Source organism: Comamonas sp. MYb21, assembly GCF_037479395.1.
Taxonomy (GTDB): Bacteria; Pseudomonadota; Gammaproteobacteria; order Burkholderiales; family Burkholderiaceae_C; genus Comamonas.
This window is the reverse complement of record NZ_JBBGZC010000003.1, coordinates 246,540-271,281: the sequence shown is the minus strand read 5'-3', so window position 1 is coordinate 271,281 and position 24,742 is coordinate 246,540. Positions and strand designations below refer to the sequence as shown.

At 65.1% G+C, this 24,742-nt stretch carries 22 protein-coding genes; 8 read left to right on the top strand and 14 right to left on the bottom strand.

Going from position 1 to position 24,742, the window contains the following annotated elements:
• Nucleotides 1-76 precede the first annotated feature (76 nt).
• Nucleotides 77-976 (bottom strand): amino acid ABC transporter substrate-binding protein, encoded by a 900-nt coding sequence (locus WH367_RS06245; RefSeq protein ID WP_027010849.1) that lies wholly within the window; start codon nucleotides 974-976, stop codon nucleotides 77-79.
• 294 nt (nucleotides 977-1,270) lie between these two features.
• Nucleotides 1,271-2,209, bottom strand: coding sequence for a LysR substrate-binding domain-containing protein (locus WH367_RS06240; RefSeq protein WP_021026660.1), 939 nt, complete (start codon nucleotides 2,207-2,209; stop codon nucleotides 1,271-1,273).
• Between the two features lie 280 nt (nucleotides 2,210-2,489).
• Between WH367_RS06240 and WH367_RS06235 the strand changes: the two genes are divergently transcribed.
• From WH367_RS06235 to WH367_RS06225, 3 genes are all read left to right on the top strand, one after another.
• Nucleotides 2,490-3,074 carry a TRAP transporter small permease gene (locus WH367_RS06235; RefSeq protein ID WP_339534889.1) on the top strand — a complete coding sequence of 195 codons (585 nt, stop codon included), beginning with the start codon at nucleotides 2,490-2,492 and terminating at the stop codon, nucleotides 3,072-3,074.
• On the top strand, nucleotides 3,071-4,369 hold the full coding sequence (locus WH367_RS06230; RefSeq protein WP_021026662.1) for a TRAP transporter large permease: 1,299 nt from the start codon (nucleotides 3,071-3,073) through the stop codon (nucleotides 4,367-4,369). Before WH367_RS06235 ends, WH367_RS06230 begins: the two co-directional genes overlap by 4 nt.
• Nucleotides 4,370-4,460: 91 nt before the next feature.
• Nucleotides 4,461-5,498, top strand: a complete 1,038-nt coding sequence (locus WH367_RS06225; RefSeq protein WP_230780695.1) for a DctP family TRAP transporter solute-binding subunit — start codon at nucleotides 4,461-4,463, stop codon at nucleotides 5,496-5,498.
• Between the two features lie 101 nt (nucleotides 5,499-5,599).
• On the opposite strand, the gene WH367_RS06220 is transcribed toward WH367_RS06225, so the two are convergent.
• A complete protein-coding gene (locus tag WH367_RS06220) occupies nucleotides 5,600-6,580 on the bottom strand; it encodes a Bug family tripartite tricarboxylate transporter substrate binding protein (RefSeq protein ID WP_339534886.1) in 981 nt (326 codons plus the stop codon).
• A 649-nt stretch (nucleotides 6,581-7,229) separates the two neighbouring features.
• Between WH367_RS06220 and WH367_RS06215 the strand changes: the two genes are divergently transcribed.
• The gene (locus WH367_RS06215; protein ID WP_021026665.1) at nucleotides 7,230-7,529 is read left to right on the top strand and encodes a hypothetical protein; all 300 of its coding nucleotides are present in this window, start codon (nucleotides 7,230-7,232) and stop codon (nucleotides 7,527-7,529) included.
• A gap of 245 nt (nucleotides 7,530-7,774) precedes the next feature.
• On the top strand, nucleotides 7,775-10,027 hold the full coding sequence (locus WH367_RS06210; RefSeq protein ID WP_445228079.1) for a protein-disulfide reductase DsbD family protein: 2,253 nt from the start codon (nucleotides 7,775-7,777) through the stop codon (nucleotides 10,025-10,027).
• Between the two features lie 84 nt (nucleotides 10,028-10,111).
• On the opposite strand, the gene WH367_RS06205 is transcribed toward WH367_RS06210, so the two are convergent.
• From WH367_RS06205 to WH367_RS06185, 5 genes are all read right to left on the bottom strand, one after another.
• Nucleotides 10,112-12,097 (bottom strand): family 2A encapsulin nanocompartment cargo protein cysteine desulfurase, encoded by a 1,986-nt coding sequence (locus WH367_RS06205; RefSeq protein ID WP_339534884.1) that lies wholly within the window; start codon nucleotides 12,095-12,097, stop codon nucleotides 10,112-10,114.
• A gap of 14 nt (nucleotides 12,098-12,111) precedes the next feature.
• Nucleotides 12,112-13,044 (bottom strand): family 2A encapsulin nanocompartment shell protein, encoded by a 933-nt coding sequence (locus WH367_RS06200; RefSeq protein WP_339534882.1) that lies wholly within the window; start codon nucleotides 13,042-13,044, stop codon nucleotides 12,112-12,114.
• Nucleotides 13,045-13,105: 61 nt separating this feature from the next.
• Nucleotides 13,106-13,384 (bottom strand): helix-turn-helix domain-containing protein, encoded by a 279-nt coding sequence (locus WH367_RS06195; RefSeq protein WP_021028780.1) that lies wholly within the window; start codon nucleotides 13,382-13,384, stop codon nucleotides 13,106-13,108.
• The gene (gene epsC / locus WH367_RS06190; protein WP_339534881.1) at nucleotides 13,381-14,331 is read right to left on the bottom strand and encodes a serine O-acetyltransferase EpsC; all 951 of its coding nucleotides are present in this window, start codon (nucleotides 14,329-14,331) and stop codon (nucleotides 13,381-13,383) included. Before epsC ends, WH367_RS06195 begins: the two co-directional genes overlap by 4 nt.
• A 48-nt stretch (nucleotides 14,332-14,379) precedes the next feature.
• Entirely contained in the window at nucleotides 14,380-14,853 is a 474-nt protein-coding gene (locus WH367_RS06185) for a rhodanese-like domain-containing protein (RefSeq protein ID WP_339534880.1), read from the bottom strand.
• 344 nt (nucleotides 14,854-15,197) lie between these two features.
• Here WH367_RS06185 and WH367_RS06180 point away from each other — a divergent pair, with 344 nt between their 5' ends.
• Nucleotides 15,198-15,758 carry a hypothetical protein gene (locus WH367_RS06180; protein WP_339534878.1) on the top strand — a complete coding sequence of 187 codons (561 nt, stop codon included), beginning with the start codon at nucleotides 15,198-15,200 and terminating at the stop codon, nucleotides 15,756-15,758.
• A 7-nt stretch (nucleotides 15,759-15,765) separates the two neighbouring features.
• On the opposite strand, the gene WH367_RS06175 is transcribed toward WH367_RS06180, so the two are convergent.
• Both WH367_RS06175 and WH367_RS06170 read right to left on the bottom strand, forming a co-directional pair.
• Nucleotides 15,766-17,103, bottom strand: a complete 1,338-nt coding sequence (locus tag WH367_RS06175; RefSeq protein ID WP_339534876.1) for a sulfatase family protein — start codon at nucleotides 17,101-17,103, stop codon at nucleotides 15,766-15,768.
• Nucleotides 17,104-17,181: 78 nt separating this feature from the next.
• Nucleotides 17,182-18,165 carry a Bug family tripartite tricarboxylate transporter substrate binding protein gene (locus tag WH367_RS06170; RefSeq protein WP_445228078.1) on the bottom strand — a complete coding sequence of 328 codons (984 nt, stop codon included), beginning with the start codon at nucleotides 18,163-18,165 and terminating at the stop codon, nucleotides 17,182-17,184.
• A 188-nt stretch (nucleotides 18,166-18,353) separates the two neighbouring features.
• Here WH367_RS06170 and WH367_RS06165 point away from each other — a divergent pair, with 188 nt between their 5' ends.
• Both WH367_RS06165 and hemE read left to right on the top strand, forming a co-directional pair.
• The gene (locus tag WH367_RS06165) at nucleotides 18,354-18,878 is read left to right on the top strand and encodes a MarR family winged helix-turn-helix transcriptional regulator (RefSeq protein ID WP_339534875.1); all 525 of its coding nucleotides are present in this window, start codon (nucleotides 18,354-18,356) and stop codon (nucleotides 18,876-18,878) included.
• A 102-nt stretch (nucleotides 18,879-18,980) separates the two neighbouring features.
• Nucleotides 18,981-20,096, top strand: a complete 1,116-nt coding sequence (gene hemE / locus WH367_RS06160) for a uroporphyrinogen decarboxylase (RefSeq protein WP_339516526.1) — start codon at nucleotides 18,981-18,983, stop codon at nucleotides 20,094-20,096.
• A gap of 92 nt (nucleotides 20,097-20,188) precedes the next feature.
• On the opposite strand, the gene WH367_RS06155 is transcribed toward hemE, so the two are convergent.
• The 4 genes from WH367_RS06155 to glyQ form a co-directional block, all read right to left on the bottom strand.
• A complete protein-coding gene (locus WH367_RS06155) occupies nucleotides 20,189-20,749 on the bottom strand; it encodes a histidinol phosphate phosphatase (protein WP_339534874.1) in 561 nt (186 codons plus the stop codon).
• Between the two features lie 85 nt (nucleotides 20,750-20,834).
• Nucleotides 20,835-22,967, bottom strand: coding sequence for a glycine--tRNA ligase subunit beta (gene glyS, locus WH367_RS06150; RefSeq protein ID WP_339534873.1), 2,133 nt, complete (start codon nucleotides 22,965-22,967; stop codon nucleotides 20,835-20,837).
• Nucleotides 22,967-23,497 carry a metal-dependent hydrolase gene (locus WH367_RS06145; RefSeq protein WP_339516522.1) on the bottom strand — a complete coding sequence of 177 codons (531 nt, stop codon included), beginning with the start codon at nucleotides 23,495-23,497 and terminating at the stop codon, nucleotides 22,967-22,969. Before WH367_RS06145 ends, glyS begins: the two co-directional genes overlap by 1 nt.
• A 21-nt stretch (nucleotides 23,498-23,518) precedes the next feature.
• Nucleotides 23,519-24,427 carry a glycine--tRNA ligase subunit alpha gene (gene glyQ, locus WH367_RS06140; protein WP_116926715.1) on the bottom strand — a complete coding sequence of 303 codons (909 nt, stop codon included), beginning with the start codon at nucleotides 24,425-24,427 and terminating at the stop codon, nucleotides 23,519-23,521.
• Between the last annotated feature and the right edge of the window lie 315 nt (nucleotides 24,428-24,742).

Genomic DNA, 24,742 nt, shown 5'->3' with positions numbered 1-24,742 from the left:
CAACTGACAGAAACCAGTACCAACAAAAACGCCCCCCCAAACCGCAGGCTGGAAGGGCGGTACCTAAATGGTGTGCTTACTTGACTTCGTAGGCTTCCATCGGCTTGTCGTTGGGGTTCGCCCAAGCATCCTTGGTTGCAGCCGACAGAGGCAGACCCACCTTCACGTTGTTAGGAGGGATAGGTTGCATGAACCACTTGTCGTACAGCTTCTCGAGCGAGCCATCCTTGATCTGGCGCACGATGGAGTCGTCCACAGCCTTCTTGAAGGCGGTGTCGTCCTTGCGCAGCATGCAGGCAATCGGCTCGACCGACAGCACTTCGCCGACGACCTTGTAGTCAGCAGGGTTCTTGGACTTGGAGATATTGGCGGCCAGGATGGAGCCGTCCATGACGAAGGCGTCGGCGCGGCCGGACTCCAGCATCAGGAAGCTGTCAGCGTGGTCCTTGCCCATGACTTCCTTGAAGGTCAGGCCGTCAGCGCGCTTGTTCTTGCGCAGGGTCTGCACCGACGTGGTACCGGTCGTGGTCACCAGGGTCTTGCCGTTGAGGTCCTTGATGCCGGTGATGCCGGAGTTGGCCTTCACAGCGATGCGCACTTCTTCCACGTAGGTGGTGAAGGCGAAAGCAGCATCCTTTTGGCGCGCCTGATTGTTGGTGGTGGAGCCGCATTCCAGATCCACAGTACCGTTTTGCACCAGAGGCACGCGGTTTTGCGAGGTCACGGGCTGGTACTTGATCTCCAGCTTGGCCAGGCCCAGCTGCTTTTGCAGATCGCTCACCACGTTCTCAGCCATTTCGGTGTGGAAGCCAACATACTTGCCGTTACCCAGCGTGTAGCCCAGGCCCGAAGACTCGCGCACACCCAAGGTGATGCTGCCAGACGACTTGATCTTGGCCAGCGTATCGCCCGCTTGCGCAAACGCGCTACCTGCAGCAACCGCTGCGACCGCAAAAGCCAGCAAATGTTTCTTCATCATCAGACCTCCAGATAAATCAATTAAGTGGTCGACTATGGGCCTCAACAGACGCCAAAGCGACAACTGACACGCTACGTATTGTGCAGTCCGTCCAGATAATGCCAGCAGACTGAGCAATGCAATTATCCGGAAAATTACCAATGAATTGCTAACAATTCATAGCCTTTTTCGAACAAATCGCGTACATCTAACCAACTGCAACACGAGCAATCCGCAAGCATTGCACAGAAAATTTAAGCCGCATATTAGAAATTACCCTGCAAATCCAACATATCTATATTCTTATAGATGTCATGAATTATGTGCAGTGTTGCGCGAGACGAGGTAGTCCCACAGCGCCTGGGCGCCGGTCTTGACGGCGTCGCTGGACTGGGGCTTTTCGCGGTAGGCGCGCACATCCATTGCCACTTCCCACTGGGCCGAGCTCGGGTAGTCGGCACGCACCAGCTTCTTGGCCTTGAGCTCCTTCTTGGCAGCGCTTTGCGGCAAAAAGGCCAGGCCATGTCCTTCCATCGCCATGGCCTTGAGCCCTTCGGCCATGTCGGTCTCGTAGACGCGGTCCAGATACGCGGGCTCAGGCGCCTGCTTGAGGGCCAGGTCCGTGACGCGGCTCAGGTAGGCCCCGGGCGCATAGCCCAGGAACGGCAGCGGTACGTCCGCCGCGCCGGGCAGCAGGAACAGCGGCAGGCCATCGAGCCCGGGCTTGCAATACGGCGCCATCACCTCGCGGCCCAGGCTCACCATTTCATAGCGCTGCGGGTCGAGCTGGATGGGCTGGGATTCATGGTGGTAGGCAATCAGCAGGTCGCAGCCGCCTTCGACCAGGCGCATCACCGCATCGTGCACATTGAGCGCGATCAAGCGGCTCTTGAACAGGCCAAAGTCATTGCGCAGGCCCGACACCCAGGTGGGGAAGAAGGTAAAAGCCAGCGTATGGGGAACGGCAAAATCAATGATGTCCTTGCCCGAGGACGAGTGCACCCGCAGCATCGCGCGCGTGCTCTGCACCGCCTGCAGGATCTCGATGGCCTGGTTGTACAGCGTCTTGCCCGCCGGTGTGAGCCGCGTCGGGTAGGAGCTGCGGTCCACCAGATCGGCTCCCGCCCAGGACTCCAGCGCCTGAATCCGCCGAGAGAATGCCGGCTGGGTGACATGGCGCAACTGCGCCGACCGGCTGAAACTACGCGTCTCCGCCAGACTCACAAAATCTTCAAGCCACTTGGTTTCCATCCGCGCATTATCCACACGCCAATGGCAGTCCGCTGCAAGTGGGCAGGCCCGATGCCGAGCCGGCGCCCGCAACGCAGGCGACTGCAGCGCTCCATCCCCGGGAAATGGATGGCTTGCAAGCCCTCCGATCAAGGCCATAATCGGGCCCCACTGGCCTACCCGCCAGGCGCGGCGCTGCCGCAGATACCAATCTATCCGATACCGATGGTCCGCCCACAAGGCGGTTTGTGTTTTCCGCATTCACCCTTGGCTCTGCCGAGCCCTCTCGCGACCGGTTGTTATGGCATCACCCTCCCCTCATTCCTCGGGCGGCAGCAGCGCTGACGCTTCCACCACGCTCCCCAGCGAGCCCGCCCCAGCCAAAGGGCTGTGGCTGGAAGACTGGCTCACGGTCCTCATCATGGCGCTGCTGGCGCTCATCACCTTTGGCAACGTCATCGTGCGCTATTTCACCGATGGCTCCTTTGCCTGGACCGAGGAGATCTCGGTGTTCCTGATGATCTTGCTGGCCATGGTGGCCGGGTCGGCCGCAGTGGCGCGCAACCTGCACATCCGTATCGAGTACTTTGCCGAGCGCGGCGACGCGCGCCGGCGCAAGGCCTTTGCCCGCTTTGGCGCATTGACGGTGGCGCTGCTGTTTGCGCTGATCTGCGTGCTCAGCATCCGCGTGGTGGTTGACGACTACCGCTACGAGGAAACCTCGCCCGGCATTGGCGTGCCCCAGTGGTGGTACTCCATCTGGCTGCCGGTGTTCTCGGCGTTGATCACCCTGCGCGCGCTGGGCCTGTTCCTGCGCCAGGGCCGGGCCAGCTTTGCCCATGTGTTCTCCGAAGGCAGCGATGCCGCCGCCAAGGAGCGCGCATGATTGCCACCCTGCTCTTTATCGGCTTTATCGCGCTGATGCTGCTGGGCGTGCCCATTGGCGCCGCGCTGGGCCTGGCCGGCGCCGTGGCCATTGCGCTGGCCAATGCCGATGCGCAGTGGTTTGGCCTGCTGGCCATTCCGCAGAACTTCTATGCCGGCCTGGGCAAGTACCCGCTGCTGGCCATTCCGATGTTCGTGCTAGTGGGCTCGATCTTCGACCGCTCCGGCGTGGCGCTGCGGCTGGTCAACTTTGCCATTGCCATCGTCGGGCGCGGCCCGGGCATGCTGCCGCTGGTGGCCATTGCCGTGGCCATGTTCCTGGGCGGCATCTCGGGCTCGGGCCCCGCCAATGCGGCAGCCGTGGGCGGCGTGATGATTGCCGCGATGAGCCGCGCCGGCTACCCCGGCAGCTTCTCGGCCAGCGTGGTCGGTGCCGCTGCTGCCACCGATATCCTGATCCCGCCGTCAGTGGCCTTCATCATCTACTCGGTGCTGGTGCCCGGTGCCTCGGTGCCTGCGCTGTTCGCTGCGGGCATGATCCCGGGCATTCTGGCGGGCCTGGCGCTGATCGTGCCGGCGGTCTGGATGTCGCGCAAGCACAAGATGGGCGCGCTGGAAGCGAGCCTGCCCCGCCCCGAATTCTGGAAGAGCCTGCGCGAAGCAGCCTGGGGGCTGGCCGCGCCAGTGCTGATCCTGGGCGGCATGCGCATGGGCTGGTTCACGCCGACCGAAGCGGCCGTGGTCGCGGTGTTCTACGGCCTGTTTGTCGGCATGGTCGTGCACCGCACCATCGGTGTGCGCGATCTGTTTCCGATCCTGCGCGAGGCCGGTGAGCTCTCGGCCGTGATCCTGATCGTCGTGTCGCTCGCGGGCATCTTCGCGTTCTCGCTGTCGACCCTGGGCGTGATCGACCCGATCACCAACGCCATCGTCAACTCGGGCCTGGGCGAATGGGGCGTGATGGCCTTGCTGATCCTGATGCTGATCACCGTGGGCATGTTCCTCGACGGCATCTCCATCTTCCTGATCTTTGTGCCGCTGTTGATGCCCATCATGCAGCACTACCACTGGGACCCGGTCTGGTTTGGCGTGATCCTGACCCTGAAGGTGGCGCTGGGCCAGTTCACCCCGCCGCTGGCGGTGAACCTGATGGTCAGCTGCCGCATTGCCGGCGTGCGCATGGAATCGACCGTGCGCTGGGTCGGCTGGATGCTGTTTGCGATGTTCTGCGTGATGGTGCTGGTCATCGCCTTCCCGCAACTCGCACTGTGGCTGCCCGCCAAGCTCGGCTACTGATTGGAGCCCGGGCCGGGTACAGGCGCACAGCCCTGCACCCGGCATCCTGGATTTGCAAAGATTTCCCCTTGAACCACCCGGAGACAACACCATGAAAACCCGTCAATTCCTTGCCACCGCCTTGGCTGCTGCTGCGGCGCTGAGCTTTGCCGCGCCCGCCGTGCAGGCGCAGGGCAACTACAAAAGCGAGTACCGCATGTCGCTGGTGCTGGGCACGGCCTTCCCCTGGGGCAAGGGCGGCGAAATCTGGGCCAACAAGGTGCGCGAGCGCACGCAGGGCCGCATCAATATCAAGCTCTACCCCGGTGTGTCGCTGGTGCAGGGCGACCAGACGCGCGAGTTCTCGGCACTGCGCCAGGGCGTGATCGACATGGCCGTTGGCTCCACCTTGAACTGGTCGCCGCAGATCAAGGAGCTGAACCTGTTTGCGCTGCCGTTTCTGATGCCCGACTATGCCGCAGCCGATGCGCTGACCCAGGGCGAGCCGGGCAAGCGCCTGTTTGCCCGCCTGGAAAAGGCTGGCGTCGTGCCGCTGGCCTGGGGCGAGAACGGCTACCGCGAAATCTCCAACTCCAAGCACGCGATCAAGACCCCTGCCGACATGAAGGGCCTCAAGATCCGCGTGGTCGGCTCGCCGCTGTTTGTCGACACCTTCAGCGCACTGGGCGCCAACCCCACGCAGATGAGCTGGGCCGATGCGCAGCCGGCGATGGCCAGCGGCGCGGTCGACGGCCAGGAGAACCCGGTGGCCGTCTACCAGGCGGCCAAGCTCAACACCGTGGGCCAGAAGTACCTGACCCTCTGGGGCTACATCAATGACCCGCTGATCTTTGTCGTGAACAAGGATATCTGGGCGAGCTGGAGCAAGGCCGACCAGGACATCGTGCGCCAGGCCGCCATCGAAGCCGGCCAGGAAGAAATCGCCATTGCGCGCAAAGGCATGATCGAGGCGGACAAGCCCCTGGTCAAAGAGCTGAGCGCCAATGGCGTTACCGTCACCGAGCTGAGCGCTGCCGAGCGCGAGGCTTTTGTGAAGGCCACCCGCCCGGTGTATGACAAGTGGAAGCAGCAAGTGGGTGCCGACCTGGTGACCGCTGCCGAGAAGGCGATTGCAGCCCGTAAGCAGTAAGAACGGCATCCTCCAAAGCAAAACCACCGGCTGCGCGCCGGTGGTTTTTTGTGGGCGCTGCGACAGAGCACCCCTGCGCACTGGCGCTAACGCCGCTGTGTTTATTCGATCTTGAAGCCCGTCGTCTTGACCACCTGCTTCCAGCGGTCGGTCTCGGCCTGGATCTCCTGCGCAAAGCTCTCGGGGCTGGTCTTTACCGGGATGTAGTCGTACTGCTTGAGCTTGGCCAGCACATCGGGCATCTGCATGACCTTGTCGATGTTCTGCGACAGGGCGGCGACGATCTCCTTGGGCGTGCCCTTGGGCGCGAGCAAACCGGCCCAGGAGCTGAACTCCATGTCCTTGACACCCAGCTCGACCAAGGTCGGCACATCGGGGAAGGACGCGGCGCGCTGGGGCAGCACGACGGCCAGCGCCTTGACCTTGCCGGCCTTGATCATCTCGACGGCGGCAAAGGAGTCGAACGAGAAATCCACCTCGCCGGACACGACAGCCTGCATCTGCGGGCTGGTGCCCTTGTACTGCGCATTGATGATCTGCGGCGCCTTGATCACCTGCTTGAACTGCTCGGTGATCAGGTTGATGATGGCGCTGCCCGACGAGGCCGTCAGCGGCTTGTCCTTGTTTTGCGCCAGCGCAATCAGCTCTTGCAGCGTGTTGGCGGGCAAATCCTTGCGGGCAATGATGATGAAGCCCACCGAGCAGACCTTGGCCACCGGCGCAAAGCTGGCGGCCGCCTCATAGGGCGCCTTGTAGATCACCGGGCTCAGCGTCTGGGCGCCGGCGGTATTGAACAGCAAGGTGTAGCCATCGGCCTGGGCACGGGCCACTTCACCTGTGCCGATCATGCCATTGGCGCCGCCCCGGTTGTCGATGACAAAGGAGGCCTTCATCAGCTCGCCCATCTTTTGCATCACCAGCCGGGCAACCACATCGGTGGTACCGCCTGCGGCAAACGGCACGATCACGCGCACGGGCTTGTGGGGGTAGGCCGTCTGGGCCTGCGCCCATTGCGGCACGCTGGCGGCGCCCGCAGCGGCGGCAAGGGTGGTGAGGAAATGGCGGCGCGCAATCGTGTCCATGCAATGTCTCCTGTGTCTGTCCCATTGTTGTCGGCCCATTGTGGGCAGCACGGCGCGGGCTGTCTAATACTTGCCAGCAATGCCACCATTCGCAGGCGCTATCGCGGCATGGTTGCACAGCGTGGGCGGGCTGCCGCCCGGCAGGGGCTGCCGTCTGTCTCCCAGGCGTCTTGGCCAGGGCCTGCGCAGGCCTTGCCACGGCGCCAGCAACTGGCGGCCTGACGATTCGGCCATCGGTTCCGATATCAGCACTGCAACGGAGTCAACGCATAAGCACAGCAAGGCATCACCGCCCCCTGGGTGGCGCCCACCTGGCCGCTCATGCCCAAGGCACTCTTGGTAGATTTTTTCAATAGCTTTTCTCTACTTTATCTCAAACAAACATAGCCAATTTATACCCATGGTAAATACCCTAATCTAGGGTTAACACCAGGGTTAGCTGTCACATATTTGTAAAAGTTCCAAGCTAATTCACATTGATTTCGGAACAATCAGTTTGATTTTTGGCTATTTATCGAAGATAGGTACCAATATAAACTTCATTCCATCGTTAAACAAAAGCGGTATCGCCAGCAAGTCAGCCGGCAGACACCGCAAAAAACGACGCGAGTCGACCACCAGGCCGAACGCAATTCCAAAGGAAAGAAAAATGAACGCACGTATTTTCGCTATCGCCGCAACCCTGGCCCTGGGTGCTTCCGTTGCCCAAGCCAATCCTTTTGAAGGCGACCAGGCCATCACCCCCCAAGCGGCTGCCACCAGCGCCGTGAGCCGCGCCGATGTGCAAGCCCAGCTGGCCGAAGCCCGCAAGACCAACACGATGATTGCCCAAGGCAACCAGTCGACCCTGAACGCCTACGAACTGGGCAAGGGCCAACTGAGCCGCGCCGAAGTGACCCAGGCTGCCCACCAAGCGCTGGCCAACGGCTCGATCCTGGAAGGCGAATAAGCTTTCCCCCTGCCGGCAACCACGAAGCCGGCATGGCATCCACGGGACGGCGCACACACTCCCCGCCCCTTGGGAACAGGCCACTGCGATGCAGTGGCCTTTTTTGCATCTGGGCGTCTGAGCGGGGCGCGGACCAGCGCGGATGGCCTGGCCGCCCCCAGCGCGAAAGCGGCGCAAGTTCTATGATGCGGGAACCTCTCCACGTATCTGTCCTCTCACCGCCAGACATTCAGGTACCACGCGATATGCCCCATGCTTTCCTGCGCCGCTCGATAGGAGCGCTTTTTTTTACACTGCTAGTGCTGGTTGTGAGCGGCACTGCGCTGCATGCCCAGGCCCAGATCAAGCTCCAGATCGGCAGCGGCGCCAGCGCCCCTGCGATGGACACGGCCGCCAGCGCGTCCGCCAGTCCCTCCTCCAGCAATGTGGTGACCACGCCGCGTGTGCGCGCCGAGCTGGTGGCACTGGCGCCGCAGGGCATCGAGCCGGGCAAAAGCATTGAACTGGGCCTGCTGCTGGACCACCAGCCCGACTGGCATACCTACTGGACCAACCCCGGCGACTCGGGCCTGCCCACCCAGCTGCAGTGGCAGTTGCCACCCGGCTGGGATGCTGGCGAGATCGCCTGGCCCACGCCCCACCCGATCCGCATTGGCAGCCTGGTGAACTATGGCTACGAAGGCCAGGTGCTGCTGCCCGTCACCGTGCAGATCCCCAGCCATTTCTCGGCCGATGCGCGCGATGTGACCGTGCGCCTGCACGCCAACTGGCTGATCTGCCGCGTCGAGTGCATTCCTGAAGAAGGCCAGTTCAGCCTGACCATCCCGACCAAGAGCAGCACCGCGCTGCTGGCGGACAGCTTTGCCAAAGCCCATGCCCAGGCGCCAGTCGCGCTGCAAGGCAGCAGCCAGGCAACGGTCGATGGCGAGACGCTGCAGTTGCGCGTCTCCGGCCTGCCCGCTGCACTCCAAGGCCAGAGCCTGCAGGTACTCAGCGAGAGCCCCGACACCTTGCACCATGCGATGCAGGACGGCCAGGACTTCCACCAGCAATGGCAGGGCGCGGACTGGACGGCCGTGGTGCCGCTGTCGGCCAACCGGGGCCAGACACCGCAAGACATTCCGCTGGTGCTGACCACCGACCAGTACCGCGCCGTCGATGGCGCCATCGGCTGGCGCACCGTGGCGCCCCTCAGTGGCCAATGGCAGGCCGCTGCCGTGGCCCAGGTCTCACCCGAGCTGGCCGCTGCGCTGGCCAAAAATGCCCAGGCGGCCGCCCCCGCCGCGCCAGCCTCTTCGGGCAGCCTGTGGCTGGCCGTGCTCGGCGCGCTGGTCGGTGGCCTGATCCTGAACCTGATGCCCTGCGTGTTCCCGATCCTCGCGCTCAAGGTGCTGGGCTTTACCGCGCACGGCAGCCAGCTGCGCGAGCAGCGCCATGCCGGCCTGGCCTATACGGCCGGCGTGGTGCTGTCCTTTCTGGCGCTGGGCGCGCTGCTGCTGGCGCTGCGCTCGGCCGGCCAGCAGCTGGGCTGGGGCTTTCAGCTGCAGTCGCCGCTGGTCATTGCCGCACTGGCGGCGCTGTTTACCGTGATTGGTCTGAACCTGGCGGGCATGTTCGAGTTTGGCAGCTTTGTACCCAGCAGCCTGGCGGGCAAGCAGGCCAAGAGCCCCATCAGCAATGCCTTTTTGAGCGGCGTGCTGGCCGTGGCCATTGCCTCGCCCTGCACGGCACCGTTCATGGGCGCATCGATGGGCCTGGCCGTCAGCCTGCCCGCTGCCGAGGCCTTGCTGGTGTTTGCCGCGCTGGGCCTGGGCATGGCCGCACCCTATCTGCTGGCCAGCTGGATCCCTGCCGTCGTGCGCTGGCTGCCGCGCCCGGGCGCCTGGATGGACACCTTCCGCCGCGCGATGGCCTTTCCGATGTTTGCCACCGTGGTCTGGCTGGTCTGGGTGCTGGGCCAGCAAAGCGGCATCGATGGCGCGGCTACGCTGCTGGCCTTGCTGGTGCTGCTGGCCGCGCTCGTCTGGGCGCTGGGCCTGCAAGGCCGCGCGCGCTGGGGCTTTGCCGTGCTGTCACTGGCCGGTGGCCTCTACCTGGCCACTGCGATGGGCCACAACCTGACCACGCCCGCCCCTGCGCCCGGCCAACAGGCCAGCGGCGCGCTGTGGCAGCCCTGGTCGGCGCAAAAGGTCGGCGAGCTCAATGCCACGGGCAAGCCGGTGTTTGTCGATTTCACCGCCGCCTGGTGCGTCACCTGCCAGTACAACAAGCGCACTACCTTGAGCGACAGCCAGGTGCTCGCCGCCTTTGAGAACAAGCAAGTGAGCCTGCTGCGCGCCGACTGGACCCGCCAGGACCCTGCGATCACCCAGGCACTGAACCAACTGGGCCGCAGCGGCGTGCCGGTCTATGTGCTGTATGCACCGGGCAAGGCGCCGCAGATCCTGTCCGAGGTGCTGAGCGTCAAGGAAGTGGTGGATGCGGTGACACAGCTCTAAGCAGCTGCTCAAGGCTTACTCCCCATGAGAAAAGCGCCGGTTTTTCCCGGCGCTTTTCGTTTCTGCAACGCTTACACCCCCCGCTCAGCGCCGCTGCGCCGCCAGCTTGCGCACCTCGCGCACCAGCTGGTCCACCTCGTCAAAGGTGTTGTAGAAGGCCAGCGAGGGCCGCACGGCGGTCTCGACCCCAAAGCGGCGCAGGATGGGCTGCGCGCAGTGGTGGCCGGTGCGCACGGCGATGCCTTCGGCATTGAGCGCCTGGCCCACCTCGTCGGTGCTGTAGCCCTCCAAGGTAAAGGCCAGCACGCTGGCCTTGCCGGGCACGGTGCCGATCAGGCGCAGCCCCGGGATGCTGGCCAGCTGCGCCATGCCATAGTCCACCAGTGCATGCTCGTAGCGGCTGATCTGCGCAATGCCGATGCGCTCCACATATTCGAGCGCCGCGCCCAGGCCCACCGCATCGGCGATATTGCCGGTGCCTGCCTCAAAGGTATTGGGCAAGGGCTGGTACACGGTTTTCTCAAAGGTCACATCGGCAATCATGTTGCCGCCGCCCTGCCAGGGCGGCATGGCCTCCAGCACCTCGCGCCGGCCCCAGAGCACGCCAATGCCGGTGGGTGCAAAGATCTTGTGGCCCGAGAAGACAAAGAAGTCCGCCCCCAGGTCCTGCACATCGACCGGGGTGTGGGCAATCGACTGCGCGCCATCGATCAAGGTCGTGATGCCCCGGCGCTTGGCGATCTCCACCACCTGCTTGACGGGCACCACCGTGCCCAGCACGTTGGAAACATGGCCGATGGCGACGATCTTGGTGCGGTCGTTGATCAGCTTCTGGTACTCATCGAGCCGGATCTGGCCCTGGTCGTCGACCGGAATCACCCGCAGCCGGGCGCCCTTGGCCGCCGCCAGCTGCTGCCAGGGGACGATGTTGGCATGGTGCTCCAGGTGGCTGATGATGATCTCATCGCCTTCGCCCACATTGGCCCCGCCCCAGGCCTTGGCCACCAGGTTGATGGCCTCGGTGGTGCCGCGCACAAAGACCACCTCGCGCGCCTCAGGGGCGTTGATGAAGCGCCGCACCACCTCACGCGCATGCTCATAGGCATCGGTCGCACGCGCGGCCAGCGTGTGGGCTGCACGGTGGATGTTCGAGTTCTCATGCGCATAGAAATGGCTGATGCGCTCGATCACCTGGCGCGGCTTGTGCGTGGTGGCCGCATTGTCCAGCCAGACCAGCGGCTTGCCGTTGATGCGCTCGGACAGGATCGGAAAATCGCGCCGCACTGCCTGGACATCAAAACCGGGATGGCGGTCCTGCTGCGCAGCCACAGGCGCCGCATCGGCATGCGGATGCGGCTTGGCCGGCGTGACAAAGCCATTGGGCAGCTGCACGGCATGCACAAAGTAGTACTGCGGCGCAGCGCCTGGCCCTGGGGGCTGGTTCGCGGGCTGGCCCAGCGGCGGCACATCGGCCGCGCGCGGGCCGCGCAGATCGATGCCGTCCAGATGCGGGTCCGGCGCGGCACGGCGCGCCTGGTCGGCCAGCGCCTGCAACGGCGCATCGCTGGCCGAGGCGGCTGCCGGCGCATCCAGAAAGTAGTAGCCACTGCCAACACCGGGCACAGCAGCTGGCGCTGAGCTGCCAGATGCTGTGTTGACAGGCGCTGTGCTGACAGGCGCAACCCCTTGCACCAGGCCGCCCAGGCGCGGCTCATAGGCGGGCAGCGTGCTGTGCAGCGTATCGGGCACCCCATTGCCGGCTGCGGCATGGGGCAGCAAGGCAGGGGCGCGGTGGGCCAGCGACAACGCTGGTGTAGGCGATGCCGGCAACAGGTTGCTGCCCGGCAGCACGCCCGCAGGGATGGGGGTGCCGGGCACGCTGGGGCCCAGGCCTGCCGGGCTGGCCAGCGGCGAGCCCGGCGGTGCGATGTTCACCGGCGCCTGCACACCGGGCGGCAAGCCGGGCGCGCCAGGCCGCTCGGCAAACAGCGCGGTGGCCAGCTGCGCCAGCAGCTCGGTGGAGATGGGCGCGCCCGATGGCTCGGGCAGGCCGGATACGGCGGAAACCATGGCGGCTCCTTTGCTCACTTGTAGGTATCAGGGTAGTCGTGGTACTTGTTGATCTCCACGTCATCGAGCACAGCCAATGCATCGGGCGTGTGCACCGCCAGCGAGCAGTACAGCGAGATCAGGTACGAGGCAATCGCATGGTTGTTGATGCCCATGAAGCGCACCGACAGGCCCGGGCCCTGCTCGCCAGGCAGGCCGGGCTGGAACAGGCCGACGACGCCCTGGCGCTTGTCACCCACGCGCAGCAGCAGGATCTTGGATTTGCCATCGGCCACCTGCACCTTGTCCGAGGGGATCAGCGGCACACCACGCCAGGTGATGAACTGCGAGCCAAACAGGCTGACGGTGGGCGGTGGCGTGCCCCGGCGCGTGGCCTCGCGGCCAAAGGCGGCAATGGTGAGCGGGTGGGCCAGGAAAAACGCCGGCTCCTTCCAGACCTTGGTCAGCAGCTCGTCGAGGTCATCGGGCGTGGGCGCACCCGTCAGTGGGAAGATGCGCTGGTCTTCCGCCACCTGGGCCAGCAGGCCGTAGTCGGGGTTGTTGATCAGCTCGCTTTCCTGGTTCTCCTTGATGGTCTCGATGGTCAGGCGCAGCTGCTCCTTGATCTGGTCATGCGGGCTGCTGTAGAGGTCGGAGACGCGGGTGTGCACATCCAGCACGGTGCTGACGGCGTTGAGGAAGAACTCGCGCGGCTGCGCGTCGTACTCGACAAAGGTGCGCGGCAACTGGTTCTCATGGGTCTTGGCGGTGCAGGCCACCCGGATGTCCTCGGGGTTCTTGACCTGGTTGAGGCGATAAATACCCGCCTCGACCGGCACCCACTGCAGCAGGTGGGTCAGCCAGCGCGGGCTGATCGTGGAAAGCTGGGGAACGGTCTTGGTGGCGTTGGCTAACTGCCGTGCAGCACTGTCGCCCAATGCGGTCGTGCCGCCTACATTCGCTGTCATATTTCTCTCCGGTTGCGCGTGTGAATGAACAGGAAAATCATCGCTGGCGGGCGCTGGCGCCTCAACCGGCTATCGCCGCCAAGCGCCGCATATGCTGGGCCCGCACCAGGTAGTGCTGGTGCAGCTCCTCGCCGCGCAGCACCAAGGTGGACTGCGGCACCTGCAGCGCCTGGGCCAGCTTGCCGATGGTGGCCAGCGACACTGCGACCTGTCCCCGCTCGACCTCGCCAACATAGGAGCGGTTCAGATCGGCCTGCGCGGCCAGCTGCTCCTGCGACCAGCCCATGGCCTCGCGCGAGCGGCGCACGGCCAGGCCGAAATGGTGGGAGAAATCATTCATAGCGCGGCCTCCTCGGCGGGCAAGACGGGCTCGCTCCGGGGGCGCTGCGCAGGGTTCTGTGCAGCGGCCTGCAGCGAGGCCTGGGTCACATGGGCGCCGGCGGCCACGCTCTGGGTCAGCCAGACATTGCCGCCAATGACGGCGCCAGCGCCCAGGGTGACGCGGCCCAGAATGGTCGCGCCCGCATAGATCACCACGCCGTCCTCGACGATCGGGTGGCGCGGCTGGCCCTTTTGCAGATGGCCTTGTTCGGTCTGCACAAAGCGCTTGGCGCCCAGGGTGACGGCCTGGTAGATGCGCACCTTGCGGCCGATCACCGCCGTCTCGCCCACCACCACGCCGGTGCCGTGGTCGATGAAAAAGCCCTCGCCAATCTGCGCGCCGGGATGGATGTCGATGCCCGTCTCGCTGTGCGCGAGCTCGGCCACGATGCGGGCGAGCAGCGGCAGCTGCAGTGCATAGAGCTGGTGCGCAATGCGGTGGTGGATCAGCGCCAGCACGCCGGGGTAGCACAGCAGCACCTCGTCAACGGTGCGGGCAGCCGGGTCGCCCTCGTAGGCGGCCTGCACATCGCTGTCGAGCAGGCGGCGAATGCCGGGCAAGGCGAGCGCAAACTGGCGCGTCAAGGCCTGGGCCTGCTCCTCGGTGCCCGCCGGGCTGCGCTGGGTGTAGCGCAGCTCCAGCGCGATCTGGGTCTGCAGCCGGTGCAAGGCGGCATCGAGCGTATGGGCGACATAAAAGTCCTCGCTCTCCTGCAGCAAATCGTGTGGGCCCAGCCGCATCGGGAACAGCACGCCTTTGAGCAGGCCCAGGGTCTGCGCCAGCGCATCGCGTGAGGGAAACTCACGCCCGCCGGGCTCCTGGCTGCGCTGGTGGGACTCGCGCCACTGGCGGCGCTGCTCGGCCAACTGTGCGGCTACTTCTTGGATGGGAAAAGGGGTGGTCATGGCATACCTTCGTGGGAGGATCAACGCGCTTAGTGATGGGTCAGGGCCTCAGTCCTGCACCCAGGGCAGCTGGTGGAAGCGCCAGCCATCGCCGTGGCCGCGCTGCTGCAGCGCATCCAGCTCGCCTTCAAAGCCCTCTTGCACGTTGAAGACATGGCGAAAGCCCGCCGCTTCGGCGGCCTGGGCGGCCAGCACCGAGCGTTTGCCGCTGCGGCACAGCAGCAGCGCCACGGCGTCCTTGCCGCCGTGGGCGGCCAGGCGCGCTTCGAGCTCGCGTACAAAGCGCGGGTTGCGGCTCAGCGCCGTGCCCGTCGCCCAGGGGACATGGATGCTGCCGGGCACATGGCCGACAAAATGGCGCTCCTCGGCCGAGCGCACATCGACCAGCACCGCCAGCTGCTGCTGCACCAGTTGCCAGGCCGCCACCGGCGGCACGCTGCCGGCATAGCCCAGGGACTGCTCGTTCGCCGTTTTCCAGGCTGCCTCCAGCACATCGGGCAGGCTGATATCGGTTGTCGTCATAAAACGCCTCTAAGGTCAAATGGATGGGGATAGCCACCAATTTAGGCCTCTGGACGCCGTTGGAACAGGAATAAAAATGCGCTTGTACATGCGTTTTTCACATATACGAGGCCAGCCACCTGCGGCCTGCGCCTATAGATCTATTCACTGAATAAGGCTATATTGAAATCAGAGCCTCGCAGTGGACTGCAGCCCTTCAGCCCCGGCCCGCTGCGCAGTTCTGCGGTCGCAGTGCAACAGGCCAAGCGCTGCGGTCCTTCCTCAAAACAGGGCTGCAATGCCCGCTGTTGGCACCCTGCACTGTGCTGGCAACCGGCAATGACAGCCTCCTACAGGAGACAAAGATGGCTGTCATTACCCATTCCCATGATCTGCATTCGCCCGCCCAGGCCGGGAGCCCCCACCGGCGCCATGTCAGCGCCAAACGGGTCTGCCTGGGACTCGTGCTGCTGTGCGTGGCCGTCGCCGCGCTGGCCCTGCCGCTGGTGCGCGACGGGCTGCAGCTGATCCAGACCCAGCTGCACTGGCCCGCGCTGTCTGGCTGGCTCGCCCAGGCGCCCATGGCCAGCTGGCTGATGATGTTTGTCTGGGGGGCGCTGGTGCCGCTGTCCTTGATCGCAATGCTGCGCTACCACCGCAATGCGCTGGGGGTCGTCGTCGCGCTGGCCTTTGCCGCCGTGGCCGTCATCTGGTATGTGCATATGCCCGCCCAATCGGGGTGCGCTGCGCAGTACAAGGACAGCATCTGGTGCTCGGTCATCGCCTGGGGCTACAGCCTGAGCCTGGGTATCAGCAATGCCGTCTACCTGTTTGCCCTGGTGATGGCCTTGCTCGGCGGCATCAGCGTGGCCGCGATTCCTGAGGACGATGAAGAAGACTCTGGGCAGCAAACGGCCGCCCAGTAAAAAACGCTCAGCGCTGGGGCATGTCGCGGTCGGTGTAGCACAGGCTCACCGTCGCGTCGCCCGGGATCGGCGGCATGCTGGCATTCCAAGCCTCCCAGGCGGCCACCATAGCCTGCAGGCGCTCCGGTAACACGGTCGCCAGGTTGGCGCGCTCGCGCTCATCGGCGCGCAGATTGAACAAATAGTCCACGCCGTCGACCCGCAGGTATTTCCAGTCGCCATCGCGCATCGCACGCTGGCCCCGGTGGTTCATGCGCCAGAACAGCGGCTGATCCTGGTGCCAGGCCACATCCTGCAACAGCGGCAGCAGCGATTGTCCGTCCCAGGGGTAGTCGGCAGCGGCCTGCGCACCGCCAATCTCCAGCATCGTGGCGCTCCAGTCCATGGTCATGCAGGTCTGGCGGCTCTCGCCCGCAGGGGCGATGACGCGTGGCCAATGGGCCACCCAGGGCACACGGATGCCGCCCTCGGTCAGGTCCATCTTGCCGCCCACCAGCGGCCAGTTGTCCGAGAAGCGCTCGCCGCCGTTGTCGCTGGTGAACACGATCAGGGTGTCGTCTGCCAGCCCATGCGCCTTGAGGCGCTCCACCAGGCGGCCAATGCCTTCGTCCATGTGGTGGATCATGCGCTGGTAGCTCTCGACATTGCCGCCATGCAGGTGGTAGATGGCCTGCTTGTTCTCGGCCAGCTCGCGCGACAGCGCCTCGTCGTCCCGGGTTTCCCAGGGCCAGTGCGGCGCGGTGTAGTGCACGCTCAAAAAGAAGGGGGTGTCCTGCTGCGCGCCAGCTGCCATGCGGTCGATATAGTCCACCGCATAGTCGCTGATCAGGTCAGTCAGGTAGCCGGGCTGCCCACGCTCGGCCTCGCCAAACCAGAGGTCATGCTGGCCGTTGGCACCACAGTGGCTGAAGTAATCCACCCCGCCCGACATGGGCCCGAAGAACTCCTCGTAGCCGGATTGGAGCGGGCTGAAATGCGGCGGGTAGCCCAGGTGCCACTTGCCCATCAAGGCGGTGCGGTAGCCTGCTTCTCGCAGCAGCGATGGCAAAGTGGGGTGGCTGGGCGGCAGGCCCAGGTCCGGGTTGCCGCGCGTGGCGGTGCGGATCGGCTCTTCAGCCGCGCCGCGCAGGCGGTACTGGTAGCGCGCCGTCATCAGCGCAAAGCGTGTGGGCGAGCAGACCGGCGAGTTGGAATAGCCCTGCGTGAGCTTGAGGCCCCCGGCGGCCAGCGCATCGATGTGCGGCGACACGGCGCCAAAGCTGGCATGGCGGCCGCCATAGCAGCCCAGATCGGCGTAGCCCAGGTCATCGGCCACGATAAAAATGATGTTCGGTCGTTTCAACACGGGGTCTCGCTCACAGTCATGGCAGGCCGGCACCCGGTCGGTGCGCGGCCTGCGTCTGGTATCTCAAAGGGCAGCAGATCAGGGCTTGTAGCCCGAGGCCTGGATCACCGGCGCCCACTGCTTTTTGTAGGCCTGCAGTGTCTTGGCGGTCTGCTCGGCGCTGCTGGCCACCGGGTCCAGGTAGTTGGTCGCAAACTGCTTGTGCACGTCCGGGTCTTGCATCAGCTTCTGGATGGCCGCGGCATAGCGCTGCACCTGGGCAGCCGGCATGGACTTGGGCGCAAAGAAGGTGTTCCAGCCGGCGGCAGACAGGTTCACACCGGCCTCCTTCAGGGTCGGCACATCGGGCACGGCCGCGTTGCGGGCATCGCCACTGACGGCCAGCAGGCGCAGCTTGCCCGCCTGGTGCTGCTGCACCAGCGTGTCGAGCGTATCAACGGCAACCGGCACCTGGCCGCCCATCAGATCGGTGAGCAGCGGGGCCGAGCCCTTGTAGCCCACCGCTTCGGCCTCGACACCAGCTTGCTGGCCGAGCATCAGCGCAAAGAAGTGCGGCAGGCTGCCAGTGGCAGGCACGCCGATATTGGCCTTGGCCGGGTTGGCCTTGAGCCAGGCGAGCAGGTGCTGCATTTCCTTGACCGGCACGGCGCTGGACACTGCGACGCCAAACACATAGCGGTTGACTTCGCTGACCGGCACAAAGTCCTGCTCGGCGTCGTAGCCCAGGTTGTTCACCACCAGCGGCGCCACCACCATGACGGCGGGGTTGGCCAGCATCAGCACCGGCTGGTTGGCGGGCGCGTTCTTCACAAACTGCGCGGCCACGCGGCCGCCAGCGCCCACCTTGTTGTCCACGATCACCGTACTGCCCAGGCTGGCCTGCAGCTTGTCAGCCACGATGCGCGCGACACGGTCCGTGGCCCCGCCGGGTGGGTAGCCCACGATGATGCGCAGCACGCCGTCCTGGGCCTGCGCGGGCAAGGCCCACAGCGACGAGGTGGTGGCCAGCACCGAGGCAGCCATGGCTGCGGACTGGCCGAGAAAATGACGACGTTGAACCATGGGGAGAGTCTCCGATGCTTATGAACAGGGGCCGCATGGGCGGCCAATGCCCTCTATGGTGCCGCGTTTGATCTAGCCTAAAGGCATAAGCTTTTTCAGCCTCCGCACAAGCGCCAGCGCAGCATGTCTGCACTGTAGAAAACCAGGGCACAATTGTTCTAATCAACCATCGCCCGGATTTACCCGCAGTGCCGCCCAGCCCCCTTGCCGATCCGCAGCAGCCCAGCGACCTGCTGCTCTACCGCCTGGCCAAGCTCACCGCGTCGGCGGGCCGGCTGGTCACGCGGCTGTGCGAGCGCCACTACGGCATCACCCGGCGCGAATGGGGCGTGCTGATGTGGCTGGCGCGCCAGCCCGGTCTGCAGCCCTCGCAACTGGCCGATCTGCTCGAACTCGACCGGGCCCGCATCTCACGCGCCATCGCCTCGATGCAGGCCAAGGGCCTGCTGCACAAATCCACCGAATCCAGCAACCGGCGCCGCGCCGCGCTGCAGCTGAGCCCTGCCGGCCAGCGCCTGCATGATGCGCTGCTGCCCCAGGTGCGGCGCATCAACACCGACCTGGTGGCCGCGCTCGACGCCGATGCGCTGCAGCAGCTGGACCAGAGCCTGCACAGCCTGCAGCAGCAGGCCAACCTGGCCGCGCAGGACGGGGCCAGCGATGCCGCCTTTCCGCCGCGCCAATCCGGCCACCGCCAGAACCACCTGGGCTGAGCCGCCGCAGGAGCGCAATCTGCGCAAACTTTGATCCATACCCTACCCAGGCAAACCGGCATCGCTGCCCAGGCATCGGCAACTGCGCGACAATCCTTGCCCATGAGCACGACATTTGCACCGCTGAGCAACGACACCTTCTTGCGCGCCTGCCGCCGCCAAGCCACCGACTACACCCCGCTGTGGCTGATGCGCCAGGCCGGCCGCTACCTGCCCGAGTACAAGGCCACCCGCGCACGCGCCGGCAGCTTCATGGGGCTGGCCACGAATGTGGACTACGCCACCGAGGTGACCTTGCAGCCGCTCGAGCGCTTTGCGCTCGATGCCGCCATTCTCTTCAGCGACATCCTGACGGTGCCCGATGCCATGGGCCTGGGCCTGTCGTTTGCCGAAGGCGAAGGACCGCGTTTTGCCCAGGTGGTGCGCGACGAGGCCGCCGTGCAGGCGCTGGCCGTGCCGGATATGGACAAGCTGCGCTATGTGTTCGATGCGGTGACCAGCATCCGCCGTGCGCTGGATGGCCGGGTGCCGCTGATCGGTTTTTCCGGCAGCCCCTGGACCCTCGCCTGCTACATGGTCGAAGGCAAGGGCAGCGATGACTACCGCCAGGTCAAGTCGCTGATGTACAGCCGCCCCGATCTGATGCACCGCATCCTGGAGGTGAATGCCGACAGCGTGGCCGCCTACCTCAACGCCCAGATCGATGCCGGCGCGCAGGCGGTGATGATTTTTGACAGCTGGGGCGGCGTGCTGGCCGATGGCGCCTTCCAGCAGTTCAGCCTGGCCTACACCAGGCGCGTGCTGGGCCAGCTCAAGCGCCACGGCGCCGATGGCAGCGATGTGCCCCGCATTGTGTTCACCAAGGGCGGCGGCATCTGGCTGCCCGAGATGCGCGATCTGGACTGCGAGGTGCTGGGCCTCGATTGGACCGCCCACCTCGGCAAGGCCCGTGCCATTGTCGGCGGCGAAGCCGGTGGCCCGGGCAAGGCGCTGCAAGGCAATATCGACCCCAATGTGCTGTTTGCTCCGCCCGAGCGCATTGCCGAGCAGGTGCGCCATGTGCTCGAGAGCTTTGGCACACCCCATACCGACACCAGCCGCCCCGGCCCCACGCATATCTTCAACCTGGGCCATGGCATCAGCCAGTTCACGCCGCCCGAGCATGTGGCCGCGCTGGTCGAAGCGGTGCACAGCCAGTCGCGTGCGATGCGTGCTTGATGGCGGCGGCTGAGCGCTGCTATATCGCCCAAACCAAAGCCCTGCCGTTTTAAATGGCAGGGCTTTGTTGATGGGGCAGAGAGCGTCGCTTCTCAGCCCTGCGGCGGCCGGTTCGCAATGGTCTGCAGCAGGTGCTCGGTGCACTGGACCATGCTGGCATGCTGCTGCGCCTCTTCGGAGGGGCACAGCGCCGCTTCGGCATCCGGCCCACCGGGCACGGAGACCCAGTGCAGGCGCGCGCCCAGGCTGGCAGCGGCCTGCAGCAGGCTGGCGCTGCGGGCAATCACCGCGACCTTGCCCGCTTCCATGTTGAAGCGGTCCAGAATCTGGCGCAGCAGCGCGGCCTGGGCGTCCAGGCAGTCGCAATGGTCATCGGGCGGATGGGGGCAGAAGAACACCGCATCGACCTTGGCGCCGACGGTGGCCAGCTCCTTGTACATCTGGCGGTGGTAGTCATTGAGTGCGGCGCAGTCGTAGAGGCCCCGGCCCAGACCGGGCTGGTTGGCCACCAGCACCACATGCCAGCCAGACAGGTTCAGCCGGGCGATGCTGATGGCCGCATCGGGCATGGTCTGCCAGTCCTGGTGGCCGCTCAGCTGGCCCAGCACCGGCTGGCCGACAATACCGTCACGCTCGAGAATCGCAAGTTTCATCACAGGCTCCCTCCGAAGACAGGCTGCGGCACGCGGCCCTGGCGGGCGGCAGCCATGCGCAATGGCTGCGCGCCCATCCAGCTTATCAGGCAGCGACCAGGCGCGACAGATCGGCGATACGGTTCATCGCCTCATGCAGGGTCGCCAGCAGGCCCAGGCGGTTGGCCTTGAGCGCCGGGTCTTCGGCATTGACCATCACATGCTCGAAGAAGGCATCGACGGGCGTGCGCAAGGCCGCCAGGGTCTGCAGGCTGGCGGTGTAATCGCCTTCGGCAAACTGGGCATCGGCCTTGGGCGCGACGGTCTGCAGCGCGGCAAACAGGTCCTTCTCGGCCTGCTCTTGCAGCAGGGCTTCGTCCACGCGGGAGCGCACCGGGCCATCGGCCTTCTTCAGGATATTGCCCACGCGCTTGTTGGCAGCGGCCAGTGCGGGTGCCTCGGGCAGCGCGGCAAAGGCACGCACCGCTTCGAGGCGCTTTTGCACATCGGCCAGGCGCTGGGGGCGGTAGGCCAGCACGGCTTCCACTTCCTGGGCACCAAAGCCTTGCTCACGCAGGCTGCCGGCCAGGCGGTCATAGATGAAGTCGGCCAGCGCGGCGCTGGCGTCTTCGATCTTGTCGCCAAAGGCGGGCAAGGTGCTGACCAGCAGGGTGTCCAGGTCCAGCGGCAGGTCCTTTTCGACCAGCATGCGGATGACGCCCAGCGCATGGCGGCGCAGCGCAAACGGGTCGCGGTCGCCGGTGGGCAGGTTGCCAATGCCGAACATGCCGACCAGGGTTTCAAGCTTGTCGGCCAGTGCGACGATCACGCCGACGTCGCAACGGGGCAGCACATCGCCGGCAAAGCGCGGCTTGTAGTGGTCTTCGATGGCGTCGGCCACTGCCGTGTCGAGCTGGTCGTTGAGCGCGTAGTAGCGGCCCATCGTGCCCTGCAGTTCAGGGAACTCGCCCACCATGTCGGTGATCAGGTCGGTCTTGGCCAGCTGCGCGGCCTGGTCCACCTGCTTGCCCAGCTGGGTGGCACCCAGCTGCTGCGCAATGCTCTTGGCGATGGCGCGCACGCGCTGCACGCGTTCACCCTGGGTGCCCAGCTTGTTGTGGTAGACCACCTTGTCCAGCGCTTCGACGCGCGAGGCCAGCGTCTTCTTGCGGTCCTGGTCAAAGAAGAACTTGGCATCGGCCAGGCGCGGGCGCACCACACGCTCGTTGCCGCCGGTCACGGCCGATGCGTCAGCGGGGCTGATGTTGCTGACCACCAGGAACTGGTTGGTCAGCGCGCCATCGGCAGCGAGCAGCGGGAAGTACTTCTGGTTGGCCTTCATCGTCAGGATCAGGCACTCCTGCGGCACACCCAGGAATTCCTTCTCGAACGCGCAGACCAGCACATGCGGGCGCTCGACCAGGGCGGTCACTTCGTCCAGCAGCGCTTCGTCATCGATCGGCTTGACGCCGCCGCCTACGCGCTCGGCCGCTGCCTGCAGCTGGCGCACGATCTCGGCCTTGCGCTCGTCAAAGCTGGCAATCACCGCGCCCTGCTCGGCCAGGGTCTTGGCGTAGCTGTCGGCATCAGTGATCAGCAGCGGATCGACCAGCGCTTCAAAGCGGTGGCCATGTGTGGTGTTGCCGGCCTTCAGACCCAGCGCTTCGATCGACAGCAGCACCTCGGTGCCGTGCAAGGCCACCAAGCCGTGCGCCGGGCGCACAAACTGCACGCTGCTCCAGCCGGGCAATTCGCAGTTGCCTTCGAGCTGGTAGGTCATGACCTTGGGGATGGGCAGCTTGGCGATGCTCTCGGTCAGCGCCTTTTGCAGGCCTTCGGCCAGGCTGACGCCAGCGGCCGTGCTGTCGTAGAACAGCGCCTCGGCCTTGCCATCCTGAGCACGCTTGAGTTGCGGCACCACCGAGGCATCCGCGCCCAGCGCGGCCAGCTTCTTGAGCAGGGCCGGCGTGGGCTGGCCATCGGCCGACAGGCCGACTGCCACCGGCATCAGCTTTTGCGAGACCTGCTTGTCAGCGGCGCGCGGCAGCACGTCGGTGATCAGCGCGGCCAGGCGGCGCGGCGAGGCATAGGCCGTCAGCTGCGAGCCGTCACCGGCCAGGCCATGCGCGCGCAATTGCTGCAGCAGCACCTGGGCAAAGGCATCGCCCAGCTTTTTGAGCGCCTTGGGGGGCAGCTCTTCAACAAACAGTTCAACCAGAAGATTGGGAGAGGAAGTCATCAGGATTTCCGGGTATGGCGCAGCGCGAAGATGGACAGGCCCAGGGTCAGCAGCGGGAACCATACGTTGTAGAGTTCACTGACCAGGACCTGCACACCGCGCTGCGAGAAAAAGCGGTCTGCAGCAATGGGCGAGACGGCAATCGGTCGCCAAGGGCTGAAAAAACGTTCGGAGCTCAAAGGCCACAACAGGGCAATGCCGCTGCCGCCGCTGGTCATCATGTCCAGCAAGGGGTGCGACAAGGTGCAGAAAAACACCCAGGCAAAGCCGGCCAGGCGCGGCACTTTCCACCAGCGCGACAGCCACAGGCCCAGCAGGCCCATCAGCAGTGCAAACAAGGCCGTGTGGGTGATGCCACGGTGGGCCCAGATGCCACTGCCGGCGCTGCCGAACTGGTAGGGAATGCCATCGAAATCCGGCGCAATCGCGGCCAGCGCGCCCACCAGCAGCATGCTGGGCGGCACACGGCGGCTGCCCAGCGCCAGCGCTGCGGCAACCGGTACGGCGACATGCGTGAAGATCGTGGGCATGGGCAGCGCGGCGAGGCGTGTTTAGGCGGCAGCCTTGGGCGGGATCTGCGCGACCCACTCGCGCGGCGCCATCGGGAAGCCCAGGCGCTCGCGGCTGTCGTAGTAGCTTTGCGCCACGGCGCGCGCGAGGTTGCGGATGCGGCCGATGTAGGCGGCGCGCTCGGTCACGCTGATGGCGCCACGCGCATCGAGCAGGTTGAAGGTGTGGCCGGCCTTGAGCACTTGCTCATAGGCGGGCAAGGCCAGCTGCTGCTCCATCAGCAGCTTGGCCTGCTTTTCATGCGCGCCAAAGGCCTGGAACAGGAACTCCGCATCGGAATGCTCGAAGTTGTAGGTGGACTGCTCGACCTCGTTTTGGTGGTAGACATCGCCATAGGTCAGGCCATCGGTCCACTGCAGGTTGTAGACGTTGTCCACGCCTTGCAGGTACATCGCCAGGCGCTCCAGACCGTAGGTGATCTCGCCGGTCGCGGGCTTGCAATCGATGCCGCCCACTTGCTGGAAATAGGTGAACTGCGTCACCTCCATGCCGTTGAGCCAGACTTCCCAGCCCAGGCCCCAGGCGCCCAGGGTCGGGTTTTCCCAGTCGTCTTCGACAAAGCGGATGTCGTTCTTCTTCAGGTCAAAACCCAGCGCTTCGAGCGAGCCCAGGTACAGATCGAGGATGTTGGCAGGCGCGGGCTTGAGCACCACCTGGAACTGGTAGTAGTGCTGCAGCCGGTTGGGGTTCTCGCCATAGCGGCCATCCTTGGGGCGGCGGCTGGGCTGCACATAGGCGGCTTTCCAGGGCTCGGGGCCGATGGCGCGCAAGAAGGTGGCGGTGTGCGAGGTACCTGCACCCACCTCCATGTCATAAGGTTGCAATAGCGCGCAGCCCTGGTCGGCCCAGTACTGCTGCAGCTTCAAAATGATTTGTTGGAAATTCAACATGGAGAGTCTGGTGGTGGACGCAGCCTGCTGCTGGCGGCCCGCAATGGGGCGCGCAGCGACAAGATCGGACTGCATGCATGCCTTGCTGCCTGTCTGCACCAGCAAAGCGGTCAAAAACATTTGATTTTAGTGCTTTCAGCCGCGCCATGGGTGGCGATAGCCGAGCGCATCAGGGGCCAGAGGCTCCAAGCGCCATGCTTGGCCAAGCCTGCAAGGTGTTGGTGCCGCGCCTGCGCTGCATCAGCGATCTCATTTTGATAGCACACCAGGCCCGCTGACGGGGCCAAAAGAAAAGCGCCTGAAGGCGCTTTGTCA

What these genes read in the sequence shown, in the direction of transcription:
- WH367_RS06245 (WP_027010849.1), bottom strand. Translation starts at nt 976, where the DNA reads ATGAAGAAACATTTGCTGGCTTTTGCGGTCGCAGCGGTTGCTGCAGGT.
- WH367_RS06240 (WP_021026660.1), bottom strand. Translation starts at nt 2,209, where the DNA reads ATGGAAACCAAGTGGCTTGAAGATTTTGTGAGTCTGGCGGAGACGCGT.
- WH367_RS06235 (WP_339534889.1), top strand. Translation starts at nt 2,490, where the DNA reads ATGGCATCACCCTCCCCTCATTCCTCGGGCGGCAGCAGCGCTGACGCT.
- WH367_RS06230 (WP_021026662.1), top strand. Translation starts at nt 3,071, where the DNA reads ATGATTGCCACCCTGCTCTTTATCGGCTTTATCGCGCTGATGCTGCTG.
- WH367_RS06225 (WP_230780695.1), top strand. Translation starts at nt 4,461, where the DNA reads ATGAAAACCCGTCAATTCCTTGCCACCGCCTTGGCTGCTGCTGCGGCG.
- WH367_RS06220 (WP_339534886.1), bottom strand. Translation starts at nt 6,580, where the DNA reads ATGGACACGATTGCGCGCCGCCATTTCCTCACCACCCTTGCCGCCGCT.
- WH367_RS06215 (WP_021026665.1), top strand. Translation starts at nt 7,230, where the DNA reads ATGAACGCACGTATTTTCGCTATCGCCGCAACCCTGGCCCTGGGTGCT.
- WH367_RS06210 (WP_445228079.1), top strand. Translation starts at nt 7,775, where the DNA reads ATGCCCCATGCTTTCCTGCGCCGCTCGATAGGAGCGCTTTTTTTTACA.
- WH367_RS06205 (WP_339534884.1), bottom strand. Translation starts at nt 12,097, where the DNA reads ATGGTTTCCGCCGTATCCGGCCTGCCCGAGCCATCGGGCGCGCCCATC.
- WH367_RS06200 (WP_339534882.1), bottom strand. Translation starts at nt 13,044, where the DNA reads ATGACAGCGAATGTAGGCGGCACGACCGCATTGGGCGACAGTGCTGCA.
- WH367_RS06195 (WP_021028780.1), bottom strand. Translation starts at nt 13,384, where the DNA reads ATGAATGATTTCTCCCACCATTTCGGCCTGGCCGTGCGCCGCTCGCGC.
- epsC (WP_339534881.1), bottom strand. Translation starts at nt 14,331, where the DNA reads ATGACCACCCCTTTTCCCATCCAAGAAGTAGCCGCACAGTTGGCCGAG.
- WH367_RS06185 (WP_339534880.1), bottom strand. Translation starts at nt 14,853, where the DNA reads ATGACGACAACCGATATCAGCCTGCCCGATGTGCTGGAGGCAGCCTGG.
- WH367_RS06180 (WP_339534878.1), top strand. Translation starts at nt 15,198, where the DNA reads ATGGCTGTCATTACCCATTCCCATGATCTGCATTCGCCCGCCCAGGCC.
- WH367_RS06170 (WP_445228078.1), bottom strand. Translation starts at nt 18,165, where the DNA reads ATGGTTCAACGTCGTCATTTTCTCGGCCAGTCCGCAGCCATGGCTGCC.
- hemE (WP_339516526.1), top strand. Translation starts at nt 18,981, where the DNA reads ATGAGCACGACATTTGCACCGCTGAGCAACGACACCTTCTTGCGCGCC.
- WH367_RS06155 (WP_339534874.1), bottom strand. Translation starts at nt 20,749, where the DNA reads ATGAAACTTGCGATTCTCGAGCGTGACGGTATTGTCGGCCAGCCGGTG.
- glyS (WP_339534873.1), bottom strand. Translation starts at nt 22,967, where the DNA reads ATGACTTCCTCTCCCAATCTTCTGGTTGAACTGTTTGTTGAAGAGCTG.
- WH367_RS06145 (WP_339516522.1), bottom strand. Translation starts at nt 23,497, where the DNA reads ATGCCCACGATCTTCACGCATGTCGCCGTACCGGTTGCCGCAGCGCTG.
- glyQ (WP_116926715.1), bottom strand. Translation starts at nt 24,427, where the DNA reads ATGTTGAATTTCCAACAAATCATTTTGAAGCTGCAGCAGTACTGGGCC.